Origin of the sequence: Pantoea brenneri (assembly GCF_038594305.1) — a bacterium.
Lineage (GTDB): Bacteria > Pseudomonadota > Gammaproteobacteria > Enterobacterales > Enterobacteriaceae > Pantoea > Pantoea brenneri.
On the sequence record NZ_JBCGBG010000003.1, the window covers coordinates 215,407 to 231,034 of the forward strand.

A 15,628-nucleotide genomic window follows, 5' to 3' on the forward strand; every position below is an offset into this window, starting at 1 on the left:
GAACTTTAATTGCCTGTAAAACCTGTCAAGTCATCATCTTCAGGGATGAGGGCTTTTCTGTTCGTCAAAACTTCTAATTTGAGCCGGTTCACACTTTTTGATGAAAATGACTGAAAGTTTTCACGACGAGTTATGTAGACTGGCCGCCGCAATCTAAGAGGCACGTGTACTACATGACTGATATTCAAACCACTTTTGCTGACCTTGGCCTGAACGCCGACATCCTTGAATCACTGAATGGCATGGGCTACGTTAAGCCATCCCCAATCCAGGCTGAGTGTATTCCTCACCTGCTGGCGGGCCGTGACGTGTTAGGCATGGCGCAGACCGGGAGTGGTAAAACCGCGGCGTTCTCTCTGCCGCTGTTACACAACATTGATCCTACTGTTAAAGCGCCACAAATCCTGGTGCTGGCACCGACCCGCGAACTGGCGGTACAGGTTGCTGAAGCAGTTACCGAATTCTCTAAACACATGCGTGGCCTGAACGTGGTTGCCCTGTACGGCGGCCAGCGTTATGACGTGCAGCTGCGCGCACTGCGTCAGGGACCACAGGTTGTTGTGGGTACGCCTGGCCGTCTGCTTGACCACCTGAAACGCGGCACGTTAGACCTTTCTAACCTGCGTGGCCTGGTGCTGGATGAAGCAGATGAAATGCTGCGCATGGGCTTCATCGAAGACGTTGAAACCATCATGGCGCAAATTCCAGCCGATCATCAGACCGCGCTGTTCTCTGCAACCATGCCGGAAGCGATTCGTCGCATCACCAAACGCTTCATGAAAGATCCACAGGAAGTGCGTATTCAGTCAAGCCTGACCACACGTCCTGATATCAGCCAGAGCTACTGGACCGCTTACGGTCGTAAAACAGACGCACTGGTTCGCTTCCTTGAAGCTGAAGACTTTGATGCTGCCATCATCTTCGTGCGTACCAAAAACGCAACCATGGAAGTGGCAGAAGCGCTGGAACGTAGTGGCTATAACAGCGCCGCGCTGAACGGTGATATGAACCAGGCTCTGCGTGAGCAGACGCTGGAGCGCCTGAAAGATGGTCGTCTTGACATCCTGATCGCGACTGACGTTGCGGCCCGTGGCCTTGACGTTGAGCGTATCAGCCTGGTGGTGAACTACGACATTCCGATGGACGCAGAATCTTACGTTCACCGTATCGGCCGTACCGGTCGTGCGGGCCGTGCCGGTCGCGCCCTGCTGTTCGTTGAGAACCGCGAGCGTCGTCTGCTGCGCAACATCGAACGTACGATGAAGTTGACTATTCCTGAAGTAGAGCTGCCAAACGCAGAACTGCTGGGTCAGCGTCGTCTGGCTAAATTTGCGGCTAAAGTCCAGCAGCAGCTGGAAAGCAGCGATCTGGATCAGTACCGTGCGCTGCTGGCTAAGATGCAGCCAGAAGAAGAGATGGATCTGGAAACACTGGCAGCTGCACTGCTGAAGATGGCACAGGGCGAACGTCCTCTGATTCTGCCACCAGAAGCACCGCGTCCGGCACGTCGCGAATTCCGCGATCGTGATGAGCGTGATGGCCGTCGTGACAGCCGCGAAGCGCGTGACTCACGTGGTCCACGTGAAAGCCGTGATGGCGACCGTCCACGTCGCGAGCGTCGTGACGTTGGCGAAATGCAGCTGTATCGCATCGAAGTGGGTCGCGATGATGGTGTTGAAGTTCGTCACATTGTTGGTGCGATTGCTAACGAAGGCGACATCAGCAGCCGTTACATCGGTAACATCAAGCTGTTCGGCACTCACTCAACCATCGAGCTGCCGAAAGGCATGCCAGGCGATGTGCTGCAGCACTTCACCCGTACGCGTATTCTGAACAAACCGATGAATATGCAGCTGCTGGGTGATGCACAGCCGAACGAAGGCCGTGGCGATCGTCGTCCAGCCGGTGGTGAGCGTCGTGGTCCTGCTGGTGCAGGCGCGGGCGCAAACCGTGAAGGTGGTCGTCGCTTCTCTTCTGAACGCCGTGAAGGTGGTCGTGAAGGCGGACGTAGCTTCAACCGTGAAGGCGGTCGTGGTCCACGTCGTGAAGATGGCGCTGCCGCAGCACCACGTCGTCGTGACGCATAACAGCCGTTAAATCGTGATAAAAAGGGAAGCCTTCGGGCTTCCCTTTTTTTATGCCTGTCAGGCGCCGCCGCTGATCATCACGCGCTCGCCGCTGACGTAGGCTGACTCCTCAGAGGCGAGAAACAGCGCCACCTGGGCGACATCTTCCGGCAGGCCAAACCGTCCCAGCGGTGTAGCCGCCAGCAGTTGCGCCTTGAGCTGCGGGCTGATCTTCTTGGCTGCCAGCAAACCCTCGGTCAGGATCATCCCCGGCGCTAATGCATTGACCCGAATATTTTTTGCCCCCAGCTCCCGTGCCAGACCCTGGGTCAGGGTATCAATCGCCCCTTTGGTGGCGGCCCACAGCACCGAGCCAGGAGTACTGTTTTTGCTGTTGAGGGCGCTAAGGTTAATGATGCTGCCACCGTGCGGCGGAAAGTGGTGAATCGCCTGCTGACACACCAGCATGGTGCCGAGCAGATTAACGTCGATCTGCTGGCGCATTACCTCCAGCGTCAGGGCTGCAAAGTCACCGTGATGGAAACTGCCGGCATTATTGACCACGATATCCGGTGCCCCGAACTCCGCCACGGTAGTGGCAAACAGCCGCTCAACCTCGTGAGGTTGTGAGATATCCGCCTGTACCGCCACCGCTTCGCTGCCCAGCGACAGAATATCGCTCACCACATCGGCCGCACCCGGCTCGTCCTGGCGATAGTTGACCACCACGCGCGCGCCAGCGGTGGCAAAAGCGATGGCAATCGCCGCGCCAATACCTTTTGACGCGCCCGTCACCAGCGCTATTTTGTTTTCCAGAGCTTTCATAATATTGTTCTCTGTCGTAATGATTGCGTCGGTAGACTATGCGCGCTGGTGCCGGATGTGGGTAGCGCAATCCTGCAAGCTTTTTGCACGATCCTGCAAAGATGACCGGGCAAGGCGGGTGTCGGGATTAACTTACGTTAAGATCTGCCGCATCTGAATACAGAGCGGACGGAGACGGGAGGAGTGATGACAGAAGCCCCTGAGTGGCAAGCGCTGGCGCAGCTGATCGATCGTCACGCGCCGAGTGATGGCCGGCACACCAGCGCCATAGATTGTCTGTTTTTTGGCCGTAGTTCAGCCCCCAGCGAGCCGGTGCACATTGCCCAATGGGCCAGCTTTGCGCTGGTGGCGCAGGGCGGTAAAGCGCTGCATATCGGGGATGAGATCCTGCATTACGGGCCGGGTGATTTGCTATTAGTGACGCTGGATATGCCGGTCCGCGGCTGCGTCACCGTTGCCACGCCGGAAAAGCCCAATCTGGGTATCGGCATCACCATCAATGAAACCCGGTTAATGCGTTACCTCGAGCAGTTTCCGCCCGTGCTGCCGCTGTCGCAGGCACGCAGCGAGCGGGGCATTACGGTGCATAAGATGTCACCGCTGCTGGTCGATGCGGTGATACGGCTGGTGCGCTTGCTCGATCATCCGCAGGATATCGCCGCGCTGGCGCCGTTGATTGAACAGGAGATTTTCTATCGACTGCTGACCGGGCCGGAAGGACCGCGCATTCTGAATATGGCGCTGGCAGAGCGCCCCGGCAACCGGGTGGCGCAGGCGGCGCGCTGGCTAAGGGAAAACTTCCACCGACCGCTGAAAATTGATCAGCTCGCCAGCAACGTCGGGATGAGCGTCTCGTCGCTGCATCATCACTTCAAAGCGGTGACGGCGATGACGCCGATGCAATACCAGAAGCAGCTACGGCTGAATGAGGCGAGACGGCTGATGCGGGTGGAAAAGCTGGATGCAGGGACGGCGGGCTATCGGGTAGGGTATCAGAGCGCTTCGCAGTTCAGCCGGGAGTACAGCCGCTTTTATGGCCGATCGCCGGCGCGTGACAGTCGGCAGCTGGCGGTGGGTGCCGATGGCTTGCCCCCACCGCCGGCAGAATTACAGACTGCGGGCCGCTTCCATCGCAATGGCGAATGAACGCAGACGCGCCTCGGTATCGAAAATCTGGCCGTTGACCATGATCTCGTCAGCCTGAGTTTCGCGCATCAGCGAAGCCAGACCGTGACGCACTTTGTCGCTATCGCCGACCAGCGACATGCTCAAGGCCTGCTGCACGCCATACTGTTCTGACGGCGACCAGAGATTATCCATGTTCTCAACCGGTGCGGGTAACGGGCCCGGCTTACCGCGGCGCAGGTTAATAAACTGCTGTTGCTGCGAGGTAAACAGGAAGCGCGCATCACGTACGCTGTCGGCAGCCACCACGTTGATACAGACCATGGCGTAAGGTTTTTCAAGACGCGCCGACGGCTGGAAGTTTTCACGGTAGACGTGCAGCGCCTGGAACAGCTGGTCGGGCGCGAAATGCGAAGCAAAGGCGAACGGCAGACCCAATTTGGCTGACAGCTGGGCGCTGTAGAGGCTGGAACCAAGCAGCCAGACCGGAATTTTCAGCCCCAGACCGGGCACCGGTTGTACCGCCGGCTGTTCGCCCGGATCGGCATCGAACCAGCCAATCAGTTCAGCGACATCATCCGGAAAGGTATCGGCGTGCATGCTGGAGAGATGGCGGCGCAGCGCCATCATCGTACGCTGATCGGAACCGGGCGCGCGGCCCAGGCCTAAATCAATACGGCCGGGATACAGCGAGGCCAGGGTGCCAAACTGCTCGGCAATCACCAGCGGCGCATGGTTAGGCAGCATAATGCCGCCGGACCCGAGCTGTAGCGTGTCGGTATTCGCCGCCAGATAACCAATCAGCACCGAGGTAGCGGCACTGGCAATGCCGGTCATGTTGTGATGTTCAGCCAGCCAGTAGCGCTGGTAGCCCAGCTTTTCAGCCTGACGCGCCAGCGCCAGCGACGTGTGGAACGCCTCACGTGCGGTCGCGCCCTGGGGGATCGGCGCCAGATCCAGCACGGACAGACGAAGAGGTTTTTTCTCAGACATGGCTACTCCCGTTATATGGCGCAGACGTCAGATTCTGCACCTTTTAGTATTACGCATCATTCCTTATATTAAAACTGCTAACCTCAGCAGGAATATAGCCGGTATGTGCTTTTACTCAGGATGCCAGCGTCATGCCCGCCAGTTTGCGCCAGTAGCCATTACAATCGTTGCCTTTCGCCACCATCAGCGGTGCCTGACCGTTTTCATTGGCGCGGAAGCGATCGATCTCCGCCAGGGTTCCACTATCCTGCGGTGAGAGCCGCACGCAGTCGACCCAGCGATGCATACCTGGCAAATCGTTGCCGAGGTTATAGCAGTAGCCGCTCATGGTCTGAATACCGTTAAGCACGAATACCTGCTGACCTTCCTGCGACAGCACGCGACGTCCTTCTGGATACTTGATGCAGCAGGTTTCACAGGCGTCTTTGGCACGGTTTTCTGAACGCGCGGTAAAGCAGCGCGCAGATAACGCCAGCGGCAGATGGCCATAGCCCAGCACTTCGACCTGAAACTGCTGCCGGATACCCCGTTCTTCGCACTGTTGCAGCAACTGCAGTAGCCAGTCGCGCGACATCTCAACCGGCATGCACCAGCGCGTCATGCCTTCTTTTACCAGCAGCTGCAGCGTCTCGGCGTTATAGACATTCAGCGTCGGCCCGGCAACAAACGGCAGATGGCGCTCGGCGGCCATATTCACCGTGCCGATATCATTGGCTTCAATCAGAAACTCGCCATTTTCAACGTAGCGCTTCAGTTCTTTCAGTTCCGACGGCGATTGCAGCAGCGCCAGGGTGCTAAGCACGACCTGTTTGCCACTGGCAGCCAGTTCGCGGGCCAGCGTCATCCAGTCGGCATAACTGGTGGCGCGTCGTTTGCTGCACACCGCTTCGCCGAGGTAGATGATATCCGCACTGCTGCGGGCTGCCTGCTGATAAAAGTTTTCCAGTGTTTCGGTTGGCCAGTACCAGAGCACCGGTCCCAGGGCATATTGCATCATGACTCCTTATTGCCATTCACGGTGATAGGCACCCAGCGTGGTCTGCGTTCCTTCTGAGAGATCGCCCAGCGTCTTCATCCACTCGGGCGTCACGCCGAAATGTTCCGGCTGTGCCTTACAGCGATCGATTGCCTGACGCCAGACGCGCGCCACGTCAGCCACGTAAGCCGGGCTGCGCTGGCGGCCTTCAATCTTCACCGAGGCGATGCCGGCACGCAGCAGCTCCGGCAGCAGCTCCAGCGTATTGAGGCTGGTGGGCTCTTCCAGCACGTGATAGCGCTGATCGTTAACCTGATAGCGACCTTTGCACAAAGTGGGATAGCCCGCGCTTTCGTCAGGCGCATAGCGATCGATCAGCACCTCATTCAGACGTGACTCCATGCCCTGTGGCGTCTGCTGCCAGCGCACGAACTTCGCTGGCGAACAGGCACCGGCGCTGTTGGGCGATTCACCGGTCAGCCATGAAGAGAGGTAGCAACGTCCTTCAGCCATAATGCACAGGCTGCCGAAAGCAAACACTTCCAGCGGCACCGGAGTTGAGCGGGCGAGCTGTTTTACCTGATGAATTGACAGCACGCGCGGCAGCACCACGCGGTGTAAGTTGAAGTGTCGATGGTAAAAACGAACCGCCTCAAGATTGGTGGCGGAGGCCTGCACCGACAGATGGCGTTCAACCTGCGGATAGCGGGATGCGGCATATTCCAGTGTGGCAATATCCGCCAGAATCAGCGCATCTGCACCGTTTTGTGCCGCCACGTCAATCGCCCGCTGCCAGCGTCCCATGCCGTCCGGATGGGCAAAGGTATTGATCGCCACATGCAGTTTACGCTGATGCTGATGCAGATAGCGCGCGGCCTCAGCCAGCTTTTTATCGGTGAAGTTCAGGCCCGCAAAGTGGCGCGCATTGGTGTCATCTTTCAGTCCCACATATACGGCATCGGCGCCATTCTCTACGGCGATGCGCACTGCGGGTAAATTTCCTGCCGGGCAGAGCAGTTCCATCGGTAATCCTCTCGACATGCAGATGGGCAACGAGTCTAGGCATCTGCCGACGGGCAAACGTTGATTTGGGGCAGTGAAATTCCAATTGATCATCGCCGATGATGTTTTTTTAATCGACCGTCAGCGGTTTTTATTGATCTCAGAGGAGGCGCGCAGAAAAGGATGTGGCAATATACGTAAAATTTTCTGAAGGGAGTGAAGAAAGTGTTAGAGCGGTTACATGCCCATATTGTGAAAAAGGCGCCTGAAATCTTAGGCTTACCCGCAGCGCTAACCCCATTCCCGGTTAAAAAGTTGCTTTTGCAACAACTCCTAAACTGGCAATTTCGCCATGCTTTGGCCGAAGGTGAGTTAGACTTTCTCGAAGGACGCCTGCTGGGGATAGACATTGCGGATGTCAGTCTGCAATGGATCACGACGATGCAGGATGGCCGACTGGCGGTATTGCAGCACGCCGAAGCGGATGTCTGGTTTCGGGGCAATGCCAATGACTTGTTGCTGGTGGCAGCACGCAAAGCAGATCCCGACATGCTGTTCTTTCAGCGCCGTCTGGCGATTGAAGGCGACACCGAGCTGGGACTGGAGGTGAAGAACGTAATGGATGCTATTGAACTCGACGCCATGCCCACCGCATTACGCACGGCAATTCAGCAGATGGCGAATTTTGTTGAAGCCGGAATGAAACAGGACGCGAAGGCCACACAGGCGCGCGCGGGTGTTGCATGTTAATACGTACCGAGATTGGCGTTGATGCCGCGGGCATCGACAGTTTGCTGAGGCGCTGTTTCAGCACCTCAGCCGAAGCTGAACTGACCCAGGCGTTACGTGAAGATGGCCTGCTGACGCTGGGCGTGGTAGCGACCGACGAGGAAGGACAGGTGCTGGGCTATGCCGCATTCAGTCCGGTTAGCGTACAGGGCGACGATCGCAACTGGGTCGGACTGGCCCCGCTGGCGGTGGACGAAAGCCTGCGCGGTCAGGGCATTGCGAAACAGCTGATTTATGAAGGGCTGGATACGCTGAATGAGTTCGGCTATAGCGCAGTCGTGGTACTGGGCGATCCGGCGCTGTTTAACCGCTTTGGCTTTGAGCCTGCTGCCCGCTATGGCCTGCACAGCCGCTGGCCCGGTAGCGAAGCCGCTTTCCAGGTCTACCGTCTGGCGGATAATGCCTTCGACGGTGCCGAAGGGCGCATCGAATACGCTGAACCCTTTAACCGTCAGCCTTAACCGGCGTACCCAGCCAGCTTTCCAGACTAACCGGCTGGCTCGCCACCAACAGTAATTTCTGCTGGCGGGTCAGTTGCTTCACCTGATACTCCAGTCTGGAGGCGCTGGCGCGATCGCCCGCCTCACAGTGAAACACCAGATCCAGCGGGCCTTTGCCGCGCAGCGACCGGGCGCCGCGTCCACGCTGATGCTGATCCACCCGGCGCGGAACGTCGGTGGTGATGCCGGTGTAGAGGCTCCCTTTCGCCGTACGGACGATGTAGAGTTGCCAGCGCTGACTCATCGTAATGGATTCCATAAAAACAGTGCCGGGCAGTGTAGCGCGCTTCGCCGCCTGTCGCTATCCGGTGCGCCGTCAGGAGATCACCTTGTCCGACCATGCCCATCTGGTTCGCTACCTCAGAAAACAACACGTCCTTTCCCTCTGCTGCACCGCCGATGATGAGCTGTGGTGCGCCAACTGTTATTACGTCTTCGACGAAGCACGCATGGCGTTCTGGATCATGACGGAGCCGGATACCCGTCACGGCCTGCTGGTGATGAAAAATCCGCAGGTGGCGGGCACGGTGAACGGCCAGCCCAGAAGCGTGTTGCTGATCAAAGGCGTGCAGTATCGCGGCCACATCGTGCGGCTAAGCGACGAGGCAGAGCACGTGGCGCGCAGCGCCTACCACAAGCGATTTCCGATTGCGCGTAAGGTGTCCGCACCGCTGTGGGAGATTCAGCTGGATGAAGTGAAGATGACCGATAATGCGCTGGGCTTCGGCAAGAAAATTGCCTGGGTACGGCAAGAGGTAAGGCAGGATTAGCGGCCCCTCTCCGGCAGGAAAGGGGCGCAGCGGGTTAAATCGCTTCGAGGATCCGCAGAGATTCGCGATTAAACGCCGGCAGATCGTCAGGCGTCCGGCTGGTGACCAGCTTATCGTCGTCAACCACCACTTCTTTATCGTGGAAGTCAGCACCCGCGTTTACCAGGTCAATGGCAATCGCCTTCACGCTGGTCATCTTGCGGCCACGTACGCCATTGGCACTGATCAGCAGCTGTGGGCCATGGCAAATCGCAAAGATAGGTTTGCCGCTGGCGACGAATTCTTTGGTAAACGCGACAAAGCGATCGTCGCCGCGCAGGGCATCCGGTGAATGACCGCCGGGCAGCAGCAACGCATCAAATTCGGCCGGGCTGACATCATCGATGCTGCGATCGATGGTCACTTCCGCTTCGCCTTGTTTCCCTTTGACCACGTTACCCGCTTGCTTCTCGATGGTGATTACCTCAAAGCCAGCGCCTTTGTAACTTTCGGCCGGTGAGGTAAATTCTGAGTCTTCAAATTCATCGGTAATCAAAACCGCAACTTTCTTGCTCATCTTTTCCTCCTTAAACGGTGGAGCGCGGGATGCGCTTTCCTGATTAATGTATTAAGCCTGGACGCTCCATGTCAGAACGCAAGCCAGGCCGCGTAGATCAGCTATCTTTTAACCTGTGAGCAGTGAAATAAGGACGAATCTGAAATGAATCGCGTATTACTGACTGGGGCCACCGGATTAGTCGGATCGCATCTGCTGCGCTTACTGATTGAGGACCCGCGGGTTGATGAAATTATTGCGCCGACCCGGCGGGCGTTACCCGCGATGCGCAAGGTGGTTAATCCGGTTGAAGCGGATCTCACCGACGTGCTCGGGCCATTACAAACCTCGCTGGATACGGTGTTCTGCTGTCTGGGCACTACCCGCAAGCAGGCGGGCAGCAAGCAGGCCTTTATCCACGTCGATTACACGCTGGTGGTCGACAGTGGCCTGAGCGGACTACGTTTAGGGGCGAAGCAGATGCTGGCGATCAGTGCGCACGGTGCCAGTCGTCACTCGCCGTTTTTTTACAATCGGGTCAAGGGTGAGATGGAAAATGCACTGCGGCATCAGGGCTGGCCGCGGCTGACGCTGGTGCGGCCCTCGTTACTGCTGGGCGATCGGGCGCAGACGCGCCGGGGAGAGAGTCTGATGGCGCCGCTGTTTGGCCTGCTGCCGGGCAATTGGCGTTCAGTCACCGCGCGTGACGTGGCGCGCTGTATGCATCAGCAGGCCTTTACGCCGGGCGGCGAAAGCGTGACTATCATTGAGTCAGGAGATATTCCACGTCATTCAGCGTAGCTGCCAGATACGTTGATTGCGGCTGCCACGCCACAGCAGCCGGAGATCTTTTTCGGCCTCGACAAAGCGGCCATCAATCAGCACGTCGAGATAGTCCAGCACCTCGCGCTGGGCACCATTCAGCTCCTGCATCCGGTAACCGGTCCACAGCCAGATATCTTTATCGGGGCACGCCTGCCGCACCCGTTTCACCAGCCGGCGAATGTGCGGCACGTTATGCGGATGCAGCGGATCGCCGCCGCTCAGTGACAGTCCCTGACGCGGGATGCGGGTATCCTGCAAATCTGCCAGCAGTTGCTCTTCCATCGCCAGGGTAAAGGGAACGCCCGAATCGAGCCGCCAGGTACTCTGGTTGTAGCAGCCGCGACACTGATGTTCGCAGCCTGCGACAAACAGGGTACAGCGCGTGCCCGGCCCGTTCACAATATCCACATCGTAATAGCGATGGATACGCATCATCCCAGCGGGCCCTCGAGATGTTTCACCCGACGCTGCACTTCCTGCTGTTTACCGGCGTTGAAAGGCCGCGCGTCCGGGCTGCCAAGATAGCCGCAGACCCGGCGGGTGACCGAGACGCGGGCCGGATCGTGGTTGCCGCACTGCGGACAGGTAAAGCCGCGGCTGGTGCAGGTAAACTCGCCGTTGAACCCGCAGTCGTAGCACTCGTCAATCGGGGTGTTGGTGCCGTAATAGGGCACGCGGTCATAACTGTAATCCCAGACATCCTCCAGCGCCTTCAGGTTGTGCTGGATGTTGGGGTATTCGCCGTAACAGATGAAACCGCCATTCGCCAGCGGCGGATAGGGCGCTTCAAAATCAATTTTGTCGTACGGATTCACCTTCTTCTCGACGTCGAGATGGAAGCTGTTGGTGTAGTAGCCTTTGTCGGTGACGCCGGGTACCACGCCAAATTCCGCTGCATCAAGCCGGCAGAAGCGATCGCACAGATTTTCACTTGGGGTGCTGTAGAGGCTGAAGCCGTAACCGGTCTCGTCTTTCCAGCGATCGGTCGCGGCGCGCAGATGGGCGATAATCTCCACCCCTTTGGCGCGCAGAGCCGCATCATCATACGGGTGATGCTGGCCGCCGCTTAGCGCGTTCAGGGTTTCATGCAGGCCGATATAACCCAGCGACAGTGAGGCGCGGCCGTTGCGGAAAATCGGTCCGATTTCATCATCGGCGTTCAGGCGAACGCCACAGGCCCCTTCCATATAAAGGATCGGTGCCACCCGCGCTTTGGTTTTCTCCAGGCGCGCCACACGGGTCATTAATGCCCGTTTCGCCAGCAGCAGACGTTGATCCAGCAGTGACCAGAAGCGCGTCTCGTCACCCGCCGCCTCCAGGGCGATACGCGGCAGATTGAGGCTGATTACCCCGATATTGTTGCGGCCTTCATGGATTTGCTCGCCATCCTCTTCATACACGCCGAGGAAGCTGCGGCAGCCCATTGGCGTCTTGAATGAACCGGTGACCTTTACCACCTGATCGTAATTGAGAATATCGGGATACATGCGCTTACTGGCGCATTCCAGTGCCAGCTGCTTGATGTCGTAGTTAATGTCGCCTGCGCGCCGGTTGACCCCTTCACGAATGCTGAACACCAGTTTAGGGAACACCGCGGTTTTGCGGTTCTTGCCCAGACCGGCCAGCCGGTTACGCAGAATCGACTGCTGGATCAGCCGGGCCGCCCAGTCCGTGCCCAGCCCAAAGCCAAAGGTGACAAACGGCGTCTGACCGTTGGCGGTATGCAGGGTATTGACCTCGTACTCCAGCGACTGGAAGGCGTCGTAACACTCTTTTTCGGTGCGCTGCTGCGCGTATTGCTCCGCCTCAGCGATCTGCCACTCCACGGCGATGGCGTGATGCCGGCGGTAGCTCAGTTCAACAAACGGGGCGAGCACCTCATCAATCCGGTTAATGGTGGTGCCACCGTAGATATGGCTGGCGACCTGAGCGATGATCTGCGCAGTAACGGCGGTCGCGGTGGCGATCGATTTTGGCGGCTCAATCTCGGCATTGCCCATTTTAAAGCCGTTGGTCAGCATCCCTTTCAGATCGATCAGCATGCAGTTAAACATCGGGAAGAAGGGCGAATAGTCGAGATCGTGATAGTGGATCTCGCCGCGCTCGTGGGCCAGCACCACATCACGCGGCAGGATCTGCTGCTGTGCATAGTGCTTCGCCACGATCCCGGCCAGCAGATCGCGCTGGGTCGGGATCACTTTGCTGTCTTTATTGGCATTTTCGTTCAGCAGAGCAGCGTTGGTCTGATCGACCAGCCCGCGAATGGCGTGATGCAACTGGCTCTGGCGATCGCGTGCGACGTCACGATCGTGGCGATATTCGATATAGGTCCGGGCCAGCTGCGGATAGGGACCGGCCATCAGCGTCTCTTCAACCGCACACTGGATCTCGCGGATGTCAACTTCCTGACGGTCGGCCAGCAGCGTACTGACACGCTGCGCCACCTGCGCGCACCAGGCCGCATCGTCTACCTCTGCCGCGCGCGCGGCAGCGGCCACAGCTTGCTGAATACGTTGTGCATCAAAGCCTGTCCGGCATCCATCACGCTTAATCACTACCGTCGCCATTATCCCTCCAGAGACTACATATGGGTATTTGCAGGATTCTAATCCCTACATGTAGTGATTGTTGCGAATTATTCCACCGAATTTTGACCTGAAACAAGGAAGGGCGAAGCGGGCAGAAAAAAGCGTCGGATGTTAACTATTTCGCCTTCAGTTCAAATTTCTTAATGGATTAACTTGCTTAACTGCGCGAAACAACTTTAATCAGGGTTTGCCCGTGATAAGTCATTGACTCTACAAGGATGCCCGCCAATGTGGTTACGCCGTTCTCTGATTGCTGGTTATGGTGCGATAAGTTGCGTGATGAGTGTGGCGCTGGCCTCCCCCGCGCTGGCTGAAAAGCTTCCCTTAATGCCCTGGCCGCAGCGGGTTGAACAGCCAGCCAGCGGCGGGACGCTGAGCCTGACGCCGCAGCTGACACTGCAGATTACCGGCGATCATCTGGCGGGGGCCGAGGCGCGCTGGCTGGAACGCATCGCTAATCAGACCGGCTGGCCGCTGTTGCCCGCCCGCCAGCCGGTGGCACAGCCAACCATCCGTATCGTGATTGATAAAGCGGTCGATCCGCTGCCGCAGCCCGACAGTGATGAACGTTATCACCTGCAAATTGATGGCAACGGCGTGCTGCTCAGCGCCCCCAGCCGGTTCGGCGCGATGCGCGGCATGGAAACCCTGTTGCAGCTGATTCAGAACGGCGATCGGGGCACCACCCTTCCTTACGTGACCATTGATGATCAGCCGCGATTCCCCTGGCGTGGAATATTAATCGACAGTGCTCGTCACTTCATGCCGATTGAAACCCTCAGGCGGCAAATTGATGGCATCGCTGCCGCCCGGATGAACGTCTTTCACTGGCATCTGACCGACGATCAGGGCTGGCGCTTTGCTTCCAGCCACTATCCCCAGCTCCAGCAGAAAGCCAGCGATGGCCGCTATTACAGCCAGCAACAGATGCGTGAACTGGTGCAGTATGCCGCCGATCGCGGCGTGCGGGTGGTGCCGGAGCTGGATCTGCCGGGCCACGCCTCGGCGCTGGCGGTGGCGATGCCGGAACTGATCAGCGCGCCGGGTCCCTATCAGATGGAGCGTGGCTGGGGGGTGTTTAAACCGCTGCTCGATCCCAGCAATGAGCAGGTCTATCAGGTGATCGACACTCTGGTGGGTGAAATGGCGGCGATCTTTCCCGATCCGTGGCTGCATATTGGCGGCGATGAGGTCGATCCGACCCAGTGGAACCAGTCTCCGCACATCCAGCAATTTATGCGCGATCGCGGGCTGAAAGATGCCCATGCTCTGCAGGCCTGGTTCAACCAGCGGGTTGAGAAGATCCTTGAGAAGCACCAGCGTCAGATGGTCGGCTGGGATGAGATCGCCCATCCCGATCTGCCGCGCAGCATTCTGATCCAGTCGTGGCAGGGCCAGGATGCGTTGAGCGAGGTCGCCAAAGAGAACATGCGCGGCATCCTTTCCACCGGCTTCTATCTCGATCAGCCGCAGCCCGCCAGCTATCACTACCGCAACGAAATCTATCCGCAGGGACTCAACGGCCAGGATAAGCTGCAGCCGGGCGAGCAGGCGCAAAGCTGGGCATTCACTCTGCCGCGACTGAAAGGCAGTCCGGTGCAGGGCAGTTTTACCCTGATTGAGGGGCAGCAGGGCTGGCGTGGCTTTATCGACTTTGCCGGCAAAGCGCGGCGGATGGTCAGCCAGATCGACTGGCTATCGACGCAACAGGTGCGTTTTCAGGTCGACAGCTGGATGGGGCCGTTGCAGCCGGTGGTGACGCTGCAACCGCATACGCAGGCGCTCAGCGGCTATGTGCTGGTGGGGAACGTGCGGTATCCGGTCAGCGGCAAAAAGCTGGCGCAGGCACCGGCCGGGATTGCGCCCACGCTGCCGACACCGCAGCAGATGCAGCAAAACCTGCTGGGCGGTGAGGCGGCGCTGTGGGCCGAGAATATCAACAGCCAGATTATCGATACCAAACTGTGGCCGCGCGCCTTTGTGGTCGCCGAGCGTTTGTGGTCCGCTCAGGATGTTACCGATAGCGATGAGATGTATCAGCGGCTGGCGGCGATGGATCGCTGGAGCAGCGTCTCTGTTGGCACTCAGCAACACGCCCAGGCGGAACGTCAGATGATGCGGCTGGCCAACCGCAGTGATATCGCGCCGCTGCAGGTGCTGGCCGAGGTGCTGGAACCGGCGCAGTACTATACCCGCCAGCATGTGAAGTTTCAGGCCGGCCATTATGATTACCATGAGCCGTTAAACCGGCTGGCGGATGTGTTGCCCGCCGAGAGTGAGGCGGTGCGTCAGCTGGAACATCAGGTTACCGCGCTGATCGCCAATCGCACCGATCCAACGGCGGCAGCGGCGATTCAACATCAGCTCCAGCGCTGGCAGGCTAATACCGCCCAGGTGATGCCACTGCTTAATGCTAACTACCTGCTGAAGCCGCTGGCCCACAGTGCGCAACAGGTGGACGCGTTGAGTCGGATGGGGATTTCGCTGGTGAATGCCTGGGCCCGCAACCAGGCCTTTGGGGCCAGCGAAGTGGCACAGATGCACGCCACGCTGGACGCGGCGGCAGAGGTGCAGGATGAGACGGTGATTGCGCTGGTCAGGCCGCTGGAAACGCTGCTGCGCGCCTTTAAGTAG

Annotated in this window: 16 protein-coding genes; 8 read left to right on the forward strand and 8 right to left on the reverse strand. The window is 58.4% G+C overall.

All coding sequences use genetic code 11. The features are described 5' to 3' along the window. Positions 1–100: 100 nt before the first annotated feature. The gene (yrbN, locus tag AABB92_RS23470) at positions 101–157 is read left to right on the forward strand and encodes a protein YrbN (protein ID WP_098053093.1); all 57 of its coding nucleotides are present in this window, start codon (positions 101–103) and stop codon (positions 155–157) included. 16 nt (positions 158–173) lie between these two features. Beyond that, on the forward strand, positions 174–2,087 hold the full coding sequence (locus AABB92_RS14605) for a DEAD/DEAH family ATP-dependent RNA helicase (protein ID WP_031375406.1): 1,914 nt from the start codon (positions 174–176) through the stop codon (positions 2,085–2,087). 57 nt (positions 2,088–2,144) lie between these two features. Here AABB92_RS14605 and AABB92_RS14610 read toward each other — a convergent pair whose 3' ends face one another. Then, complete coding sequence (locus AABB92_RS14610; protein WP_031375405.1) at positions 2,145–2,891, reverse strand: SDR family NAD(P)-dependent oxidoreductase; 747 nt, start codon at positions 2,889–2,891, stop codon at positions 2,145–2,147. Between the two features lie 186 nt (positions 2,892–3,077). Here AABB92_RS14610 and AABB92_RS14615 point away from each other — a divergent pair, with 186 nt between their 5' ends. Continuing rightward, the gene (locus AABB92_RS14615; protein ID WP_046289158.1) at positions 3,078–4,037 is read left to right on the forward strand and encodes an AraC family transcriptional regulator; all 960 of its coding nucleotides are present in this window, start codon (positions 3,078–3,080) and stop codon (positions 4,035–4,037) included. On the opposite strand, the gene AABB92_RS14620 is transcribed toward AABB92_RS14615, so the two are convergent. The 3 genes from AABB92_RS14620 to ubiU all read right to left on the reverse strand — a co-directional run bounded on the left by AABB92_RS14620 (position 3,999) and on the right by ubiU (position 7,008). Next, on the reverse strand, positions 3,999–5,009 hold the full coding sequence (locus AABB92_RS14620; RefSeq protein ID WP_031375403.1) for a luciferase-like monooxygenase: 1,011 nt from the start codon (positions 5,007–5,009) through the stop codon (positions 3,999–4,001). The genes AABB92_RS14615 and AABB92_RS14620 overlap by 39 nt on opposite strands. Before the next feature lie 115 nt (positions 5,010–5,124). Further along, positions 5,125–6,003: a U32 family peptidase gene (locus AABB92_RS14625; protein ID WP_031375402.1), complete on the reverse strand. Its 879-nt coding sequence runs from the start codon at positions 6,001–6,003 to the stop codon at positions 5,125–5,127. A gap of 9 nt (positions 6,004–6,012) precedes the next feature. After that, positions 6,013–7,008: a ubiquinone anaerobic biosynthesis protein UbiU gene (gene ubiU, locus AABB92_RS14630; protein ID WP_046289159.1), complete on the reverse strand. Its 996-nt coding sequence runs from the start codon at positions 7,006–7,008 to the stop codon at positions 6,013–6,015. 204 nt (positions 7,009–7,212) lie between these two features. Between ubiU and ubiT the strand changes: the two genes are divergently transcribed. Both ubiT and AABB92_RS14640 read left to right on the forward strand, forming a co-directional pair. Next, positions 7,213–7,737 carry a ubiquinone anaerobic biosynthesis accessory factor UbiT gene (ubiT, locus tag AABB92_RS14635; protein ID WP_031375401.1) on the forward strand — a complete coding sequence of 175 codons (525 nt, stop codon included), beginning with the start codon at positions 7,213–7,215 and terminating at the stop codon, positions 7,735–7,737. Beyond that, positions 7,731–8,237: a GNAT family N-acetyltransferase gene (locus tag AABB92_RS14640; protein WP_031375400.1), complete on the forward strand. Its 507-nt coding sequence runs from the start codon at positions 7,731–7,733 to the stop codon at positions 8,235–8,237. Before ubiT ends, AABB92_RS14640 begins: the two co-directional genes overlap by 7 nt. Here the strand turns inward: AABB92_RS14640 and AABB92_RS14645 are convergent. Then, positions 8,221–8,520 (reverse strand): GIY-YIG nuclease family protein, encoded by a 300-nt coding sequence (locus AABB92_RS14645; protein WP_031375399.1) that lies wholly within the window; start codon positions 8,518–8,520, stop codon positions 8,221–8,223. The two genes, AABB92_RS14640 and AABB92_RS14645, sit on opposite strands and share 17 nt — an antisense overlap. An 85-nt stretch (positions 8,521–8,605) precedes the next feature. Between AABB92_RS14645 and AABB92_RS14650 the strand changes: the two genes are divergently transcribed. Further along, a complete protein-coding gene (locus AABB92_RS14650) occupies positions 8,606–9,046 on the forward strand; it encodes a YhbP family protein (protein WP_031375398.1) in 441 nt (146 codons plus the stop codon). A gap of 34 nt (positions 9,047–9,080) precedes the next feature. Here the strand turns inward: AABB92_RS14650 and AABB92_RS14655 are convergent, their stop codons facing one another. Continuing rightward, a complete protein-coding gene (locus tag AABB92_RS14655) occupies positions 9,081–9,602 on the reverse strand; it encodes a type 1 glutamine amidotransferase domain-containing protein (RefSeq protein WP_031375397.1) in 522 nt (173 codons plus the stop codon). 144 nt (positions 9,603–9,746) lie between these two features. Here AABB92_RS14655 and AABB92_RS14660 point away from each other — a divergent pair, with 144 nt between their 5' ends. Further along, on the forward strand, positions 9,747–10,382 hold the full coding sequence (locus tag AABB92_RS14660) for an NAD-dependent epimerase/dehydratase family protein (RefSeq protein WP_046289160.1): 636 nt from the start codon (positions 9,747–9,749) through the stop codon (positions 10,380–10,382). On the opposite strand, the gene nrdG is transcribed toward AABB92_RS14660, so the two are convergent. Together nrdG and nrdD are read right to left on the reverse strand one after the other, a co-directional pair. After that, complete coding sequence (gene nrdG / locus AABB92_RS14665) at positions 10,374–10,841, reverse strand: anaerobic ribonucleoside-triphosphate reductase-activating protein (protein ID WP_046289161.1); 468 nt, start codon at positions 10,839–10,841, stop codon at positions 10,374–10,376. The two genes, AABB92_RS14660 and nrdG, sit on opposite strands and share 9 nt — an antisense overlap. Next, positions 10,838–12,973, reverse strand: coding sequence for an anaerobic ribonucleoside-triphosphate reductase (gene nrdD, locus AABB92_RS14670; RefSeq protein WP_031375394.1), 2,136 nt, complete (start codon positions 12,971–12,973; stop codon positions 10,838–10,840). Before nrdD ends, nrdG begins: the two co-directional genes overlap by 4 nt. 249 nt (positions 12,974–13,222) lie before the next feature. Here nrdD and AABB92_RS14675 point away from each other — a divergent pair, with 249 nt between their 5' ends. After that, entirely contained in the window at positions 13,223–15,628 is a 2,406-nt protein-coding gene (locus AABB92_RS14675) for a beta-N-acetylhexosaminidase (RefSeq protein ID WP_046289162.1), read from the forward strand.

Bases quoted from the DNA above. Each gene is read 5' to 3' on its own strand.
- nrdD (WP_031375394.1), bottom strand. From the start codon at position 12,973: ATGGCGACGGTAGTGATTAAGCGTGATGGATGCCGGACAGGCTTTGAT.
- AABB92_RS14620 (WP_031375403.1), bottom strand. From the start codon at position 5,009: ATGTCTGAGAAAAAACCTCTTCGTCTGTCCGTGCTGGATCTGGCGCCG.
- nrdG (WP_046289161.1), bottom strand. From the start codon at position 10,841: ATGATGCGTATCCATCGCTATTACGATGTGGATATTGTGAACGGGCCG.
- AABB92_RS14610 (WP_031375405.1), bottom strand. From the start codon at position 2,891: ATGAAAGCTCTGGAAAACAAAATAGCGCTGGTGACGGGCGCGTCAAAA.
- AABB92_RS14675 (WP_046289162.1), top strand. From the start codon at position 13,223: ATGTGGTTACGCCGTTCTCTGATTGCTGGTTATGGTGCGATAAGTTGC.
- ubiU (WP_046289159.1), bottom strand. From the start codon at position 7,008: ATGGAACTGCTCTGCCCGGCAGGAAATTTACCCGCAGTGCGCATCGCC.
- AABB92_RS14605 (WP_031375406.1), top strand. From the start codon at position 174: ATGACTGATATTCAAACCACTTTTGCTGACCTTGGCCTGAACGCCGAC.
- AABB92_RS14645 (WP_031375399.1), bottom strand. From the start codon at position 8,520: ATGAGTCAGCGCTGGCAACTCTACATCGTCCGTACGGCGAAAGGGAGC.
- AABB92_RS14615 (WP_046289158.1), top strand. From the start codon at position 3,078: ATGACAGAAGCCCCTGAGTGGCAAGCGCTGGCGCAGCTGATCGATCGT.
- AABB92_RS14655 (WP_031375397.1), bottom strand. From the start codon at position 9,602: ATGAGCAAGAAAGTTGCGGTTTTGATTACCGATGAATTTGAAGACTCA.
- AABB92_RS14640 (WP_031375400.1), top strand. From the start codon at position 7,731: ATGTTAATACGTACCGAGATTGGCGTTGATGCCGCGGGCATCGACAGT.
- AABB92_RS14625 (WP_031375402.1), bottom strand. From the start codon at position 6,003: ATGCAATATGCCCTGGGACCGGTGCTCTGGTACTGGCCAACCGAAACA.
- AABB92_RS14660 (WP_046289160.1), top strand. From the start codon at position 9,747: ATGAATCGCGTATTACTGACTGGGGCCACCGGATTAGTCGGATCGCAT.